The 16,320-nt window shown below is 51.5% G+C and carries 14 protein-coding genes and 2 tRNA genes; 11 read left to right on the forward strand and 5 right to left on the reverse strand.

Translation table 11 applies throughout. The features are described from left to right. Positions 1-49: 49 nt before the first annotated feature. The gene (locus Q4526_RS11095) at positions 50-454 is read right to left on the reverse strand and encodes a PA2817 family protein (RefSeq protein WP_215977149.1); all 405 of its coding nucleotides are present in this window, start codon (positions 452-454) and stop codon (positions 50-52) included. Positions 455-516: 62 nt separating this feature from the next. Here Q4526_RS11095 and Q4526_RS11100 point away from each other — a divergent pair, with 62 nt between their 5' ends. Genes Q4526_RS11100 through queF form a run of 3 tightly spaced genes read left to right on the forward strand, consistent with a single transcriptional unit; the run spans position 517 to position 3,065 of the window. After that, positions 517-1,452 carry an ABC transporter ATP-binding protein gene (locus tag Q4526_RS11100; protein WP_215977150.1) on the forward strand — a complete coding sequence of 312 codons (936 nt, stop codon included), beginning with the start codon at positions 517-519 and terminating at the stop codon, positions 1,450-1,452. Next, positions 1,449-2,222, forward strand: coding sequence for an ABC transporter permease (locus Q4526_RS11105; RefSeq protein ID WP_215977151.1), 774 nt, complete (start codon positions 1,449-1,451; stop codon positions 2,220-2,222). Before Q4526_RS11100 ends, Q4526_RS11105 begins: the two co-directional genes overlap by 4 nt. Positions 2,223-2,231: 9 nt before the next feature. Then, entirely contained in the window at positions 2,232-3,065 is an 834-nt protein-coding gene (gene queF / locus Q4526_RS11110; RefSeq protein ID WP_215977152.1) for an NADPH-dependent 7-cyano-7-deazaguanine reductase QueF, read from the forward strand. Here queF and Q4526_RS11115 read toward each other — a convergent pair. After that, complete coding sequence (locus Q4526_RS11115) at positions 3,055-4,446, reverse strand: adenylate/guanylate cyclase domain-containing protein (RefSeq protein WP_215977153.1); 1,392 nt, start codon at positions 4,444-4,446, stop codon at positions 3,055-3,057. The two genes, queF and Q4526_RS11115, sit on opposite strands and share 11 nt — an antisense overlap. 124 nt (positions 4,447-4,570) lie before the next feature. Then, positions 4,571-5,824: a hypothetical protein gene (locus Q4526_RS11120; RefSeq protein ID WP_215977154.1), complete on the reverse strand. Its 1,254-nt coding sequence runs from the start codon at positions 5,822-5,824 to the stop codon at positions 4,571-4,573. Between the two features lie 136 nt (positions 5,825-5,960). Between Q4526_RS11120 and Q4526_RS11125 the strand changes: the two genes are divergently transcribed. Continuing rightward, positions 5,961-6,533 (forward strand): nitroreductase, encoded by a 573-nt coding sequence (locus Q4526_RS11125; protein ID WP_215977155.1) that lies wholly within the window; start codon positions 5,961-5,963, stop codon positions 6,531-6,533. A gap of 124 nt (positions 6,534-6,657) precedes the next feature. Here the strand turns inward: Q4526_RS11125 and Q4526_RS11130 are convergent. Beyond that, positions 6,658-6,734 (reverse strand) — tRNA-Arg (locus Q4526_RS11130). A gap of 237 nt (positions 6,735-6,971) precedes the next feature. On the opposite strand from Q4526_RS11130, the gene Q4526_RS11135 reads away from it, so the two are divergent. Both Q4526_RS11135 and ggt read left to right on the forward strand, forming a co-directional pair. Then, positions 6,972-7,059 (forward strand) — tRNA-Ser (locus Q4526_RS11135). 725 nt (positions 7,060-7,784) lie between these two features. After that, entirely contained in the window at positions 7,785-9,464 is a 1,680-nt protein-coding gene (ggt, locus tag Q4526_RS11140; RefSeq protein ID WP_215977168.1) for a gamma-glutamyltransferase, read from the forward strand. Here the strand turns inward: ggt and Q4526_RS11145 are convergent. Then, positions 9,461-10,429 (reverse strand): tRNA-dihydrouridine synthase, encoded by a 969-nt coding sequence (locus tag Q4526_RS11145; RefSeq protein ID WP_215977156.1) that lies wholly within the window; start codon positions 10,427-10,429, stop codon positions 9,461-9,463. The two genes, ggt and Q4526_RS11145, sit on opposite strands and share 4 nt — an antisense overlap. 252 nt (positions 10,430-10,681) lie before the next feature. Here Q4526_RS11145 and Q4526_RS11150 point away from each other — a divergent pair, with 252 nt between their 5' ends. From Q4526_RS11150 to Q4526_RS11170, 5 genes are all read left to right on the forward strand, one after another. Next, positions 10,682-10,933: an OadG family protein gene (locus tag Q4526_RS11150; RefSeq protein ID WP_215977157.1), complete on the forward strand. Its 252-nt coding sequence runs from the start codon at positions 10,682-10,684 to the stop codon at positions 10,931-10,933. A gap of 53 nt (positions 10,934-10,986) precedes the next feature. Further along, on the forward strand, positions 10,987-12,762 hold the full coding sequence (gene oadA, locus Q4526_RS11155; protein WP_215977158.1) for a sodium-extruding oxaloacetate decarboxylase subunit alpha: 1,776 nt from the start codon (positions 10,987-10,989) through the stop codon (positions 12,760-12,762). Between the two features lie 27 nt (positions 12,763-12,789). Beyond that, positions 12,790-14,100, forward strand: coding sequence for a sodium ion-translocating decarboxylase subunit beta (locus tag Q4526_RS11160; RefSeq protein WP_215977159.1), 1,311 nt, complete (start codon positions 12,790-12,792; stop codon positions 14,098-14,100). A gap of 66 nt (positions 14,101-14,166) precedes the next feature. Next, positions 14,167-15,510, forward strand: coding sequence for a DEAD/DEAH box helicase (locus Q4526_RS11165; protein WP_303609635.1), 1,344 nt, complete (start codon positions 14,167-14,169; stop codon positions 15,508-15,510). Then, complete coding sequence (locus Q4526_RS11170) at positions 15,510-16,280, forward strand: zinc-dependent peptidase (protein WP_215977161.1); 771 nt, start codon at positions 15,510-15,512, stop codon at positions 16,278-16,280. The genes Q4526_RS11165 and Q4526_RS11170 overlap by 1 nt, the downstream gene beginning before the upstream one ends. Positions 16,281-16,320: the final 40 nt, after the last annotated feature.

The following is a 16,320-nucleotide window of genomic DNA, read 5'->3' on the forward strand; positions in this document are numbered from 1 at the left end:
TTCAGCATTCAGCATTCAGCTGATATACTCCACAGCCTAGCCATACACTCTAGTGTAGTCCCAGTATGCGCGCTCGTTCTTTGGAGTAATCAAAGGCTTCGCCTGCGCTTACGGCTTGATGAAATTGCTCATCTAACCGCTGGAACTTTTCAATTTCTTCATCGGGCATATAATGCAGGCAGTCGCCGCCAAAGTGCCAGAGTAAGTCTCGCGGTAAGAGCGGTGTTAGGTGTGCGAAGCTGGCAATGGTTTGTGTTAGTAAGCGTTGGCCTTGCTCAGAGTACTCGATACCCTGCAGCGAGGGTAAACTCTCCAATTGGTTTAAATACTCCAATGCTTGCTCATCGGCCTGATCGTTTACGAATGGCGGTTGCTGCTGGGTGGCGTGTATAAATTGCGTCAGTAGGTTGCGATGAAAATCGCGATAGGCGGTTTCGGCGTCGGATCCCGACATGGTTCTGTCTCCACAAAAAACGATGTACTGAGCCACTCAGGTGGCAAATATTAGAGGCCATTATGACAGCTGCGCTCTCGATTAAAAATCTCCATAAAGTGTACGACAATAAGTTTGAAGCGCTGAAAGGCATTTCATTGGAAGTTCAGCCCGGCGATTTTTACGCGGTGCTTGGTCCCAACGGGGCAGGCAAGTCGACTACCATCGGCATTATCAGCTCTCTAGTGCGTAAAACTTCGGGCGAAATTAAAGTCTTTGAGCACGATATTGATAAAGACTTCTCGGCGGCTAAGCAAGAGCTGGGTATCGTGCCGCAAGAATTTAATTTCAGCCAGTTTGAAAAAGTGCGCGATATTGTTCTGCAGCAAGCGGGCTATTATGGCCTGCCGCGCGCTCAGGCGGCTGAACAAGCCGATAAGTACTTAAAGCGGCTGGGGCTTTGGGATAAGCGCGATACGCCAGCACGTATGCTTTCAGGCGGCATGAAGCGCCGTTTAATGATTGCTCGCGCGCTGGTACACGAGCCGCGTATTTTGATTTTGGACGAGCCTACCGCTGGGGTGGATATTGAGTTGCGCCGCTCAATGTGGGAGTTTCTACAAGACATTAATGCCCAAGGCACCACCATTATTCTCACCACCCACTACCTAGAAGAAGCCGAGAGCTTGTGCCGCAATGTGGCCATTATTGACCGCGGTGAAATTGTGCAAAACACCAGTATGCGCGAGCTGCTGACACGTTTAAACCAAGAGGTTTTTGTGTTTGATGTGGCGGGTGCTTTATCTGTCGCGCCAAGCTTAGCGGGGCATAAGGTCGCGCTGGTGGATGAACACAGCTTTGAGGTGGAGGTGGAAAAGGGCCAATGCCTCAATCAGTTGTTTGCCCAGCTGACTGAGCAAAAAATAGAAGTGGTCAGTATGCGCAATAAGGCCAATCGGCTGGAAGAGTTGTTTGTGTCACTGGTGGGTAAGCCATTGGCTGGGGAGGAAAAACCGTGAATATCAATGGTCAGTGGGTCGCGCTCTCAACCTTGGTGCGCAAAGAGGTGCGGCGATTTACCCGTATTTGGGTGCAAACGTTGTTGCCGCCGGTTATCACCATGTCTTTGTACTTTGTAATATTCGGCAAATTGATCGGTTCTCGGGTCGGTACTATGGACGGTATTAGCTATATGCAATTTGTAGTGCCGGGGCTGATTATGATGGCGGTGCTGACCAACTCGTATTCCAATGTTGTGTCTTCGTTTTTCAGTGCAAAATTTCAGCGCTCGATTGAAGAGCTGTTGGTATCGCCAACACCCAACGTCATTATTCTGCTCGGATACTGTACCGGCGGCATGGTGCGCGGGCTATTGGTGGGCGCTCTGGTGACAGGGGTGGCGTTATTTTTTACCGAGATTCAGGTGCATAGCTGGCCGCTGACGGTGACCATTATTTTGTTAACCTCGCTATTCTTTTCACTGGCGGGGTTTCTCAATGCCGTATTTGCCAATACCTTTGATGATATCTCCATTGTGCCCACCTTTATTCTCACCCCGTTGACTTACCTCGGGGGGGTATTTTATTCGGTTAGCGTGCTGCCCGATTTTTGGCGTTACGCCTCACAGCTAAATCCTATTTTGCATATGGTTGAAGCCTTTCGTTATGGGTTGCTAGGAGTAGGGGGGGAGCATGTTTATTGGGCCTTTGCGGGTTTGATTGTGTGCACCGCTATATTGTTTTTTATTGGTTTATATTTGCTTAAAAATGGCAAGCGGCTGCGAGCTTAGGGGTGCTGGATGACAGAAGTAACGGATAGCCCGCTGGGCAAAAGCAGTGAATATACCTCCGAGTACGATCCCGCTTTGCTGTACTCCATCGCCCGCGTGCAGTCGCGCCAAGTGTTGGGTCTGTCACAGGCCCCGCTGCCCTTCACGGGGGAGGACGTCTGGACTGGTTTTGAGTTGTCTTGGCTAAACTTAAAAGGCTTGCCGCAAGTGGCGCTGATTGAGTTTAGCTTGCCCTGCGAGAGCCCCAATATTATTGAATCCAAGTCCATTAAGCTGTACTTGAATTCGTATAACCAGACTCGGCTGGCCAGTGTGGGTGAGGTGGCTGAACGTATTGCGCGCGATTTCACCGCCGCCGCCGGTACTAGCGTTACTGTCCATGTGTCGGCCTTATCGGATTATCAAGCGGTCGGTAGCTTTGACCAAGCGCCTTGGCGGGCCGAGTGTATCGACGGGCAAGATGTCACTATTAGCGAGTATTCTCCCAATGCCGAGCTTCTGAATGCGGCGACTGATGCGTGTGTAGAGGAGAGCCTCTATAGCGATTTGTTGAAATCAAACTGTCCGGTCACCGGTCAGCCCGACTGGGCCAGTGTTTGGATTCGCTATCGGGGGAATAAATTAGATCGAGCGGGCTTGTTGAAGTATATCGTCTCGTTTCGCGAGCATCAGGACTTTCACGAGCACTGTGTGGAGCGCATCTATTGCGATATTATGGCTCGCTGCCAGCCTCAGTCGCTTGAGGTCTACGCGCGCTATACCCGGCGTGGTGGGTTGGATATTAACCCTTACCGCAGCAGTGAGTCGAAGCCATTGCCTGCAGTACGGTTAGTCAGACAATAATCTTATCACTCAATTTCTCGGCGGCTTTTTTCAGGGCCGCCAGGACATTTTCTTTGTCGTAATTGCGCACTTTTTCCAGGTCGAGGTACATCGAAAAGCCCTCGGTACGGTCTTCAAAATAGGTTTGATTGCGACCCAAGTCTTTGCGCAGTCCGGCTACCTCGTACACCTTAACCGGGGCGCTAAAGCCTTTCACCTTTATCTCGCCTTTATCGCGGCATAATACCGAGTCTTTAACCAGTGACCAGGTTTCGTGAGAGATTAATATTTCATCGGGAGAGGCGGCCGACTCTAAACGGCTGGCCAGGTTCACATGAGTGCCGAGCACGGTGTAATCGAGGTGACTCGAGGTGCCAAATGTACCGACGGTGCAGTAGCCGGTGTTGATGCCCATACGGATTTGCAGCGGGCGCTTAATACCTTGATTCCACCATTCTTGCTGGAGTGATTTCATGCGTTTTTTCATGGCGATCGACATGTGCAAGCAGCGCAGGCAGTCTTCTTTTACACCCTTGCTTTCACTATCACCGAACAGCACCATTACCCCATCACCCATAAACTTATCAATGGTGCCGCCGAAGTGAGAGACGATTTTGGTCATCTCGGTGAGGTATTGATTGAGCAGTTCGGTTAATGATTCGGATTCCATCTCCTCGGAGAACTGGCTGAAGTCTTTAATGTCTGAGAAAAAGACGGTGATTTTCTTCCGTTCGGCCTGTAGGGTTTCATCGCGCCCCTGATTAATCGCTTGCCACACCGCCGGTGCTAAATAGCGCGAAAGCTTGTAGGCGCGGATTTTGTGCCATTTTTGTTCGTTTAATAGTTTACTGTTGGAGATTTTCAGAGCGTGGAAGCGCTGGTGCATATAAAGCGCGTAAGCTAAAAAGTAGGTGATAATGCCAATTAAGCTGACCGCACTGATTTGAATATCGCTGGCAAAAATAAGCTGAGGCTGGTGAACCAATAGGCTCACTCCCACGCCACATGCCAGGGCCGTGTTATCTTCCAGCCAGCGCCGCAGGCCGCCATTGAGCAGGGCGTTGAACTGGATCATGGCTAAGAATAAGATACAAGGCAGCAGGGAAAAGCTAATAAGGTTAAGTACCACCCCGATCAGGGCCGCATCTGAGTAGGTTAGCCAGCGATTTATCTTTTGAATGTTTTCTTCGGGTTGTCGGCTGGTGAAAACGTAGGCGCCGTAGGCATAGAGCAATAAAAATACAATGGCACCCAGATACAGCCAGTCTAGCGCTTTCCAGTCCATCATGGCCGCCAGTGTGCCGCCTGTGGCGAAACACATCAGGGTGCGAAAATAATACTGCTGCAGTACGCTTTCGTCTCTCTTTTGTTTTGTCGTTTGTTCTTCAGTGGTCTTGGTCATTATGCATAATGTCTTGTGAATTCGGCTTGCTCAGTTAGTTAAAGAATAAGGCGCCTTAACTTTTAAGCCTTTCCCTCATATTAATCGGGTTGGTACGGCGAGTCTATGATTTAAACCTGCCGGTTTATTTCATGCGCAGATCTAAATACTTTTCTTCTAGCTCGGCGTACTGTGCCTCCAGAGTGGTGTAACTCTCTTTGAGGGTTTCTAACTGATCGGCCAGACCGGCATCATCTCCATAAACGGGGTCAGCGGTGTTGCCCTTAAGCTGCTGATTTTCGGTCTCCAGCATATTTATGTGAATAACCAGCTCTTTGGCCTCAGAGGCGTACTGCTGCAAAGTGGTGCGCATTTCGGTTATTTCTTGCTGTGCGTGGTTGGCATCTTGTGCCTTGGCTTCGTATATATTGAGTTTGTTGAGGGCGGTATCCAACTCACTTTCCAGCAGTTGAACACAGGTTTCGGACTCTTTAACGTAGCGTTCCTGCTGGCTGAGTTGGTTTTGCAGCTCGTTAATCAGCACTTCTTTTTGTTCGGCGCTCTCGGCGTCTTGCAGTTGCTTTTGCAGTTTATTGATTAGGCGGTGCTGATCGGCGGCCACATTGCGCAAAGTGTTGAGCTGGTCGTTAGTGCGCGGATCGGGCTTGGTTAAAGTGATGGATTCGGTGCGCACAGTTTGCGAGATATTATTGCCACTAGCAGCCTCAATGGTTTGGCTGATGTCATCGTAAACGGCATTATATCGAGCGAGAATGGCGCTGAATTCATCTTTATTTTCCATGCCTTCACTCAGCTCAGACAGCTGATCGTGGTAGCCTTGGGCTTCATCTCGTGCAGCATCCCACTTGCTTTCCATCTCAAAAAAGAGTTTTTTAAATTTCTCTAGGTTTTCAATGCGCTTCTGCGCATTTTCTAGTGCCTGGGTGAGGTCTTCACTGCCATCCCCATTCTCGCTAGAGGTTGGGGACAGCGCCGCGAGCAGTTCTCCAATTTGAGTCCAGTGCTCACTACCTAAGCCGCTGCCGTCACCGTCCAGCTCTAGACATAGAATGGCATGTCGAATGGCGGCGGCACGAGCAACAGTAGACAGAGCGTCGGCTTGAGGGGCATCGATATCGGATTCTGGTGCTTCGCTTAAAAATACAGCTTGAGTGCTGGCAAGCTGTGCTTCCAGATAGGCTTGGGGGGCTGTATCAGGGGAGGGCGGTGGCTCGGGTGTTGCGTGAGCCGGTTTTTGTATCGCCTGGCGCAGCTGATCTTGCTGGCGGGCGAGTAGCTGCTTTAATTTGCGGGCGTGCAACGCCAGTAGCAGGCATAGAATAATCACTGCCAGTACCGCCTCCAAGCCAATGATGAGCACTAGCCATGGTATGTGCATAAACTGCAAACCCTTATTTATGTTTTATCCGATTATGGAGCACTAGAGCCATTGATGCGAATTTTTGTGCCGTAAGAGTATATAAATGTTGTTAGAATTTGTCTTTTCATGGGTTTTAAAGACAAAAGAGGCTGTTATGGACGCCATTGAAGCATTAACACGCAGGGTTTCTACACCCAAATTACAGGAACCGGGCCCGAGCTCCGAGCAGTGGAGACAGCTGCTGCGGGCTGCTCAGCGCGCCGCCGACCACGGCCAGCTGCGTCCCTGGCGTTTTTTGACTATCGAAGGAGAGGCGCGCGAGCAGTTAGGCCAATTATTTTGCGACAGTGCACTGCGTGATAATCCGCAATTACCGGATACGTTTCAGCAAAAATTTAAAAATATGCCTCTTCGCGCACCTGCGCTATTGGTGGTGATTGCGAGCTGCCAGGATCATCCTAAAGTGCCACAGCAAGAGCAGGTAATTGCCGCCGGTGCCGCGGCGCAAAATGTAATCAACGCCGCTTTTGCACTGGGTGTGGGGGCTATGTGGCGCACGGGCGATATGGCTTATAACAGCCATGTTTGCCAGGGATTAGGTTTAGCCGAGAATGAAAAGCTGATTGGCTTTATCTATTTGGGAACCCCCGCAAGTGCTTCTAAAAGCCTGCCGTCTATATCCGAGCCGGAAGAGGTGTGCCAGAGTTGGGGGGAGGTTCAGGCTTAGTAAGACAGCGGAGGAGGGGCGGTGTCAGGAGTCGATACACATGCCTCTGCGCCCGACCACTGCGTAATCACCTTCCAGTCAGGCATAAAAAAAGCCCACCCCGTTGGGGTAGGCTTTTCATATATGGCGCACTCGGGAGGATTCGAACCTCCGACCGCTCGGTTCGTAGCCGAGTACTCTATCCAGCTGAGCTACGAGTGCGTCGTTAGGAGGCGCGTATATTAGGGTTTCACTTGCCCCCCGTCAAGGGCTGATTTTAAAAAGATTCTATTTTTTTAGTGGGTTGATTAACTTCCAAACACCTTGTTGGAAAAATGTGCACAGCTACTGCTCCCCCGTTATATTTGACGGGCTTGCGTTGCAATTATTCGGGGGTTTGTGTAAATTAGCGCCCCCTTAGAGCAGAGGCCTAGATAAGTAGTGTCCTGGTTCTAAATTGGTGAGGTGGCCGAGTGGTCGAAGGCGCACGCCTGGAAAGTGTGTAACGGGCAACCGTTCGAGGGTTCGAATCCCTCCCTCACCGCCATAAACAAAGCCCAGCCGTAAGGTTGGGCTTTTTTTGTGCGGTCGTGGGAGGGGTGGGCGCTCCTATACATCCCTGTATCCGCGGCATTCGTGCTTTCCCTACACATCAGGACCCTCGTCAGGGTTCGACAAAACGCCAGGAGCGTTTTGAACCGACCGCAGGGAGCCCGAAGGGTACGGCACAGGGAGGTGCCGCAGTTAATCCCTCCCTCACCGCCATAAACAAAGCCCAGCCGCAAGGTTGGGCTTTTTTGTGCGCGATCGTTTTAAAAGACACGTTACTGGGTCTTTTACGGGCTGAGATGATCTTTATATTGAGCATTTGTCGCTATTAGGCGTATAATAAACCCACAGACATCCAAAAATAATAAAAAAGCTCACCCGTAATCGGTGGGCTTTTTTGCGTTTTGGAATTGGTAATTTCCGCGTTGAGTGGATGAGATTCAGCAGTTCTCGAGGTATAGCAGATGAGCAAGGTGTCGCAGTACTTGTCTTTATCGGTGGTTTCATTTCGCACCATTCGGCGCGGTAAAATGGGCGCCTTTATGGGGGTTGAAGGCCTTCGTGGTAACCATTATTGGGTTTGAGTAATTCTCGTATGACCCCGGCACTGGTTAACAGTGCTTCTACACTCCTAGTTTAACCTCGCTCTGTCGAGGTTTTTTTATGTCTGTTGTTCAGGCATTATCCATCGAATTCGTGTTAACCAATATTGTAGGAGTCGGCATGCGCAAACTGATTGTTATATTCTGTCTATGGGTCAATGCCCCAATGGCCATAGCCGAAATGGCGGGCTATGCGCAAGTGACAGAGGATGGTCAGGCCGCGGTGGCAACCGTGCAACCGCGCGCGACTGAGGCGGCCATGGCAGTGCTTAATCGGGGAGGCAATGCGGTCGATGCGGCGGTTGCAGCGGCTTTGGCGCTGGGTGTAGTCGATGGGCATAACTCCGGTATTGGTGGCGGCAGTTTTGCCATTGTGCGTTGGGCTGACGGCACGGTGGAGGCATTAGATGGTCGCGAGCAGGCGCCCGCCAAGGCGCATCGAGATATGTTTGTCCAAAACGGCCAAGTTCAGCGCTCATTAAGTCGCACCGGAGCGCTAGCCTCAGGCATTCCGGGCTCGGTAGCGCTGTTTGATTATATGTTGGCCAAGGGTGGGGCTTTAACGCCCGAGCAAGTGTATGCGCCTGCGATTACTTTGGCCGAAGAAGGTTTTGCTATCGATCAAATCTATGCCGATCGTCTGGCGCGACACCAAGAGGTATTAACCCAGTTTCCGGCCAGTGCCGAGGTGTTGCTCGATGGTGAAGGTAACCCCTGGCCAGTAGGGCACAAGCTATTGCAGGAGGATTTAGCTAAAACCTACAAGCACTTGGCTAAGCAGGGGGCCGCCTACTTTTATCAGGGGGCATTTGCCCAGGCGGTTGAGAAGTGGATGATTGCCAACGATGGTTTGATTCGCGCCAAGGATTTTGCCAATTACCAAATGTTAGTGCGCCAGCCAGTGCACTCTCAGTACCGTGGGTATGAAGTGTTTGGTTTTGGGCCTCCCAGCTCCGGCGGTGTACATGTAGCGCAAATTCTTAATATTTTGCAATCATTTGAGTTGAGCGAATTGAGTGAGGTGCAGCGTTATCACGTAATCGCCGAGGCGATGAAATTAGCCTTTGCTGACCGGGCCTATTGGCTGGGGGATCCAGCCTTTACCGATGTTCCCAAGGGGTTGGTACGGTCCGATTACGCCAAGGCTTTGGCCGGTAAGGTCTCTCTCAAAAAGACGTTGGCCGAGGTCGAGCACGGCACGCCAGCCAAAGCGACCATCGACTTGTTCGATAAGCACACCACCCACATTGCTACCGCCGATAAGCAGGGCAACTGGGTGGCGATTACCACCACGGTGAATACCGATTTTGGTTCTAAAGTGATTATTCCGGGTACGGGGGTGGTGATGAACAATCAAATGGATGATTTTTCGGCCCAGCCTGGTGTGCCCAATATCTACGGCTTGGTTGGTACCGAGGCCAATGCTATTGCGCCGGGTAAGCGCCCGCTGTCGAGCATGAGCCCTACGCTATTGATGAAAAATAATAAGCCGGTGATGACGCTCGGCGCGGCCGGTGGACCGACGATTATCAGTCAGGTGGTGCAGGCGATAATCAATCATGTGGATTTAGGCTTGGGTCTGTACGATGCTATAGCGCTGCCCAGGGTGCACCATCAGTGGCGCCCACAAAAGCTTTATTTGGAGCCTGACGCCGGTGATGCCTTACACCAAGGGTTGCAGTCATTGGGACACTCATTAAAAGCGCTCGGCCCCTATGGTTCTACCCAGGCAATTGAATTCAAAGACGGCCACTTTATTGCAGTGTCGGAGCCGCGCCTAGAGGAGCGCAATCGGCATTAATCATCTGTTGGCGCGAGTGCCAGTTGTTGTTGAAAGATCGTTTCAATCGCCTCTGGTGCGCGTTCTTTTTTGATGGTTTCAAAAAAATGATGGGCTTCCGGGTAAGCGGTGCGCAAATACATTAACCATTGCTTGACCCGATTGCCCGCGTATTTGATCGGGTAAATAGGCAAGCTGGTTTGATAGTATTGGTGTAGCTGCGCCAATGCCCAGTGCCAGGAGTTGAGTTGGTAGTCTTGCCCCCGCTGCACGGCTTTGATTTGCAGTGCCAAATCGGGGCGGGCCAGCAAGCCTCGCCCCAGCATAATATCGGTGCAGCCCGATTCGGCAATGCATCGATGGTAGTCATCCAAACTCCAAATCTCGCCGTTAGCCACAACGTTGATGGTCAGCGCTTGGCGAATCTCCCCGATGCAATCCCAGTAAGCGGGCGGCCGGTAGCCGTCGGCCTTTGAACGCCCGTGCACCACCAGCTCACTGGCACCACCTTCCTGACAGGCATGAGCGCACTCCACATACCCAGTGCGGTTGTCAAAGCCGAGGCGTATTTTGGCACTGACAGGGATCTCTTTGGGTACCGCCTTGCGCACGGCAGAGATAATATCGTAAAGCCTGTTGGGGGTGCGCAACAGGCAGGCGCCGCCATCGCTTTTGTTGACAGTTTTGGCGGGGCAGCCAAAATTCAAATCAATCGACTGCGCACCCGCCTTAATGGCCCGGTGCGCATTTTCCGCCATAGCCGGGGCTTGCCCGCCCAGCAGTTGCAGCTTAACTGGTGTGTTTGATGGGGTGCGGCAGTGGTTGTCGAGCTCGGGGCAGAGTCTGCGAAAGACGCGCCGGGGGAGCGGTTGGTCAACCACCCGCACAAATTCGGTAACACAGTGGTCTACGCCGCCAATAGCAGTCATCTGGTCGCGAACCAAGTAGTCGACAACGCCCTCCATTGGGGCAAGATGAATTTTCATAGCCTGTTCGCCGCAAAAGGGGCGAATTCTACAGCTTTTATATTCGGTGTGCTTCAGTTTGGTTTGCTAAAATCAAGAAAATATAGGCGAAAAGCTGGAAAAATCGGGGAAAGAGCCATTAACGGGGCTGATGTGAGGCGAGCAAACCAAATGACATCTTGTAAGTTGATGAAAGATAAGAGAAAATGCTCGGCCGCTTGGAGGGTGCGTTTTATCCTGAGCGGAGTTTCATACTAGAAGAAGGTAGGCGCTATGCAAGAAACATTGCTGCAGCAAGGCATTGATTTAATGATCTACGGCATGGGCACGGTCATTGTGTTTTTGACGTTGTTGGTTTTCGCTACCGGCATTATGTCTCGATTCATGCTGCGCTACTTTCCCGACCCGGTTGTGGTCGAGCCGAAAAAGAGCCGAGCCCCCGCCGCCAACGGCGCTGCAGTGGAGCCGCATATCCAACGCGTTATCGAAGAGGCTGTCCGCCAGCACCGTCAAGCGCGTCGATAAGTCGATAGTCGTTAACGTATTTTCAGATCAGTTTAACTTGGGGTTAGTACGCCATGAGCGAGGTTAAAAAACCACTGGGTATCACCGATGTGGTACTGCGCGATGCGCATCAGTCTCTGTTTGCCACCCGCATGCGTCTCGATGACATGTTGCCAATTGCACAAAAACTGGACGAAGTCGGTTTTTGGTCTCTGGAAACTTGGGGCGGCGCGACCTTTGATAGTTGCATTCGCTACTTAGGTGAAGATCCCTGGCACCGTATTCGCGAGCTGAAAAAGGCGATGCCTAAAACGCCGATGCAAATGCTTTTGCGCGGCCAGAATCTTTTAGGTTATCGCCATTACGGTGATGATGTGGTGGAAAAATTCGTCGAACGGGCCGCGGCCAATGGCGTTGATGTATTCCGTGTGTTCGATGCCATGAACGATATGCGCAATATTGAAGCGGCATTAAAAGCGGTTAAAAACCAAGGCAAGCACGCCCAAGGCACAATCTCTTATACCATTAGCCCGGTTCACACCCTTGAGGGATGGATCGAGCAGGGCAAGCGCATTGAAGACATGGGCGCCGACTCTATTGCCATTAAAGATATGGCTGGCCTGCTCAAGCCTTATGTGGGTTACGAGCTGGTTAGACGTCTAAAAGAAAGCTGTGACATCCCGATTCATATGCAAAGCCATGCCACTACCGGTTTAGCTCATGCGACTAACCTCAAGTGTGTAGAGGCGGGTATCGACAATGTAGATACCGCTATTTCTTCCATGTCCATGACCTATGGCCATAGCCCTACCGAAACATTGGTGGCGAGCTTGGAAGGTACCGAGCGTGACACGGGTCTTGATATTCACTTGCTGGAAGAAATTGCCGGTTATTTCCGCGAAGTACGGAAAAAATACGCCAAGTTCGAAGGCGCATTAAAGGGCGTCGATTCGCGTATTCTGGTCGCTCAGGTGCCCGGCGGCATGCTGACCAATATGGAAAATCAGCTGCGTGAGCAAAACGCAACCGACAAGCTCGATGACGTATTGGCCGAAATCCCCAAAGTACGTGAAGATTTAGGCTTTATTCCACTGGTCACACCGACCTCACAAATTGTCGGCTCACAGGCCGTGCTTAACGTGCTGACCGGTGAGCGCTACAAAACCATTACCCGCGAAACAGAAGGCGTACTGAAAGGTGAGTACGGTTCGGCACCGGCTCCTGTTAATAAAGAGCTGCAGCAACGGATACTGGGCGATGCAGACCCTGTAACTTGTCGCCCGGCCGACTTAATTGAGCCGGAGTTCGATAAGCTCACCGAGGAGTTGATCGCCCAAGCGAAAGAAAAAGGTATTGAGCTAAGCGCTGGTGATGGGCAGGTGGACGACGTTTTAACCTACGCACTCTTCCCTCAAGTGGGCTTAAAGTTCCTGCAAAATCGCAACAATCCCGACGCTTTCGAGCCCGTGCCAACCGGTAAAGAAGGTGCCGCAGCTACGACTGATGCCGGCGATGAGATTTACACGGTAGAAGTGGAAGGTAAAAAGTACACGGTTACTGTGGGTGAAGGTGGTGATCTTACTGGAATTGCCGCGGCTGGTGCGGCACCCGCTGGAGCCGCTCCGGCCGCCGGCGGCGGTGAGCCAGTTCCCGCACCCTTGGGTGGCACTATTGTGCGCTTGGTGGCTCAACCGGGCGATCAAGTTGCCGAGGGTGACACGTTGCTGATCTTGGAGGCCATGAAAATGGAGTCAGAGGTGAGCGCGCCCAAAGCAGGAACCGTAACCGCTATCAATGTGCAGGCAGGTGACGCGGTTGCCGCCGGCGATAATCTGCTGACTATAGGCTAATTCCCCGAGTTTAATTGAGAGAAGACCATGCAGAATTTTTTACGTCTTTGGCATGACTCGGGCATCTACCACCTGGACTTAGGTCAGGCGGCAATGATGTTGGTGGGTCTGCTGTTGTTATTTTTAGCCATTCGCAAAGGCTTTGAGCCATTGCTTCTGGTGCCCATAGGCTTTGGTTGTATTTTATCCAATATTCCCGGGGCCGGTCTGTCTATGTCGGCGGTGGAAAATGCCCTAGCATCGGGTTATCCCGATGTGATTGGCCCTATTGCTCAGTTGCTGGGTGAGCAGGCCGATGCCGGCATCAAGGTCATTGCCCAAGCCTATAAGCACGCCTCGGCCGGAGTCCAGGCAGACGCAAACCGTTTAGCGGCAGATTTAGGCTATGCCAACGGTATGCTGTACAACTTTTACAGTATTGCCATTGGCACTGGTGTAGCACCCTTGCTGATTTTTATGGGCGTTGGCGCCATGACTGATTTTGGCCCACTGCTGGCAAACCCTAAAACCTTATTCTTAGGTGCGGCAGCACAGTTTGGTATCTTTGCTACGGTAATGGGGGCGGTAGGTCTGTCTGTGACGGGTATTATCGACTTCTCTATTGCCGATGCCGCGGCGATTGGGATTATTGGCGGTGCCGATGGTCCAACCGCTATTTATGTGGCCAGTATACTGTCACCTGAACTGTTGGGCGCTATTGCGGTGGCCGCTTACTCTTATATGGCGTTGGTTCCGATGATTCAGCCACCTATTATGCGCTTGCTGACCAACGAAAAAGAGCGCCAAATCAAGATGGAGCAAATGCGCACCGTATCGCGCCGCGAGAAGATTGTTTTCCCGCTGATTCTGTTGATTATGGTGGCCTTGATACTGCCCAGTGCGGCCCCACTATTAGGTATGTTCTGTTTTGGTAATTTGATGCGCGAATGTGGCGTGGTCGAACGCCTAAGTGATACCGCCCAAAATGCCCTAATCAATATTGTGACTATCTTTTTGGGCTTGTCGGTCGGCTCTAAGTTGGCGGCCGATAAGTTTCTCGATCCCAAAACACTGGGAATTTTAGTGCTGGGCATTGTTGCATTTGGTATTGGTACCGCCATGGGCGTACTGACCGCCAAGTTTATGAACTTGTTTGTGAAACACAAAATCAATCCACTGATTGGTTCGGCGGGTGTGTCTGCGGTGCCTATGGCGGCGCGTGTGTCCAACAAGTTGGGCTTGGAGGCCAATCCGCAAAATTATTTATTAATGCATGCAATGGGGCCTAATGTGGCCGGGGTTATCGGTTCGGCAATTGCCGCCGGGGTGATGATCTCGATAGTGTCTTCTTTGACCTAATCCAATGTACACACGCTAATTGACTTTCCTTTCTTCTGTCGCCGCACCTAGAGTGCGGCGCTTTTTATGAGGCACCCTGTGGCCGACTTTCCTGGTTTTTCCGATATCGATCATCCCGTACTGTTACGCAACTTGCAGCGTATGGGGATAGAGCAGCCCACCGAAGTACAGGAGCGCACGATTGAAGCTGTGCTCGATGGTGAGGACTGTGTTGTTTCGGCGCCGACGGGTTCGGGTAAAACCCTGGCATTTTTGTTGCCGATTATGCAGGCGCTACATAGCCAAAAACGGAAAACCGCACGCATACGGGCATTGGTTTTGTCGCCTACCCGCGAGTTGGCTCGGCAAATCGTCGAGCATGGGCGCAAGCTCTGCGATCGCGATTCGGTTAATGTCGTCGCCCTAACCGGTGGTGACCACAAACAAACTCAAGCGACTTATTTACCCGAGGCAGATTTACTGGTCGCCACGCCTGGTCGTTTAGCGGAGTATGTGGGCGAGGCTCGTATTGATTTGTCGGCCTTAGAGTTTCTAGTGGTTGATGAAGCAGATCGCACTTTGGATATGGGTTTTTCCCATGAAGTGACCCAGATTGCGATGAACTGCAACCCCGAGCGACAAACCCTGTTATTTTCAGCAACGCTGCAGGGCGCAGGGCTGGAAGAGTTTATTACCGCGCTGACGGACCCACATAAACGGGCCGATATTCATGTGGCAAGCTCCATGGATAATCGCATTTTGCAAAAAGTGTTGGTGGATGATCGAGAGCACGTTGATCGTTTGCTGCCGGCTCTATTGCAAGAGCGCGAGTTTCGCCGTGCCATTGTGTTTGTTAACAAACGTGAGCAGGCCAATACCTTGAACGAAGTGCTGAAACAAGCCGGTTGCCGTTCAGCTTGTTTACACGGCGAAATGGATGCCGCAGTGCGTAAGCAAGTGCACAAATCTTTTACCGCCGGTGAGGTCAATATACTAGTGGCCACCGATCTTGCGGCGCGGGGCTTGGATATCTCTGGAGTAGATTTGGTAATAAACGCCGAACTGCCCTATAACGTACCGAGTTTTATCCATCGTGCGGGTAGAACAGGGCGAATGGGTAAGGCCGGTTGTGTTATCTCACTGGTTAGTGCGCCGGCTTGGAATCGAATGGCGACGATTGAGCAGTTTCTCGGCGGGCCTGCCAAAACCACAACCGTGGCGGGGTTTGAAGCAAGGTACAAAGGCCCTAAAAAAGTCCGTTCGTCGGGAAAAGTGGCGGGGCGAAAAAAGCCAGCTGCCAAAAAAAGCTCGGGAAAATCTCGCGCTGACAAAGATAAGGGCAAGGTAAAAAATCGCCTGCGCGATCAAAAAAATAAAGGAAAACGGCGCAAGACGACCCCCAATCCCAGCCCCTCGGGGAGCAATGATTGATGTTTAATTGCTGGCGCCGCTGGCGTGATAATCGCATTGTTAACAACCACCCAATCGATGAGCGCGATTGGCAACAAGTGTTAGCTCGTTTGCCTATTTTGGCCGGCTTAAGTCAGGCCGAGCTCGATAAATTGCGTCGCATGGCCATCTTGTTTATTCAGCAAAAAGATTTTGTTGGTATTGGCGGACTGCAACTGACGGGTAATATGGCATTGCTAATTGCCCTGCAGGCGTGCCTTCCCATCCTTAACTTAGGGCTGCATTGGTATAAAGGCTGGAAATCCATCATTATTTATCCGGCGGCCTTCAAAGCTCGACAAACTCAATTCGATCAATACGGTGTTGCTCATGAAATGGAGCAGCACCTAGCCGGACAAGCCTGGGCGCGCGGCGGGGTTGTGCTGGCGTGGGATGAAACCGCCCAAGCTGGTGTGGTAGATGGCCACAATTTAGTGATTCACGAGTTTGTGCATAAATTGGATATGCTCAATGGCTCGGCCGATGGTTTCCCACCACTGCGCCCGGGTATGTCGGCGGCGGCATGGACTGAGGCATTTAGTGGTGCCTATGAAGATTTTTCTGGGCAAGTACACCGAGGTCGCAACACTGCTATTGATCAGTATGCGGCGACCAATCCCGCTGAATTTATTGCGGTAACCAGTGAGGTGTTTTTCGAGTTGCCCGCATTATTGGCTCAAACCTATCCCCAAGTCTTTGCTCAGTATGTTGAGTTTTATCAGCAGGATCCATCACAACGTTTGGCTTCATAATGGGGCGCATTCTTTGCTGGATATTAGGGCATTGTGTCAG

The sequence above is a fragment of the Gilvimarinus sp. 2_MG-2023 genome (assembly GCF_030547685.1).
Classification (GTDB): Bacteria; Pseudomonadota; Gammaproteobacteria; order Pseudomonadales; family Cellvibrionaceae; genus Gilvimarinus.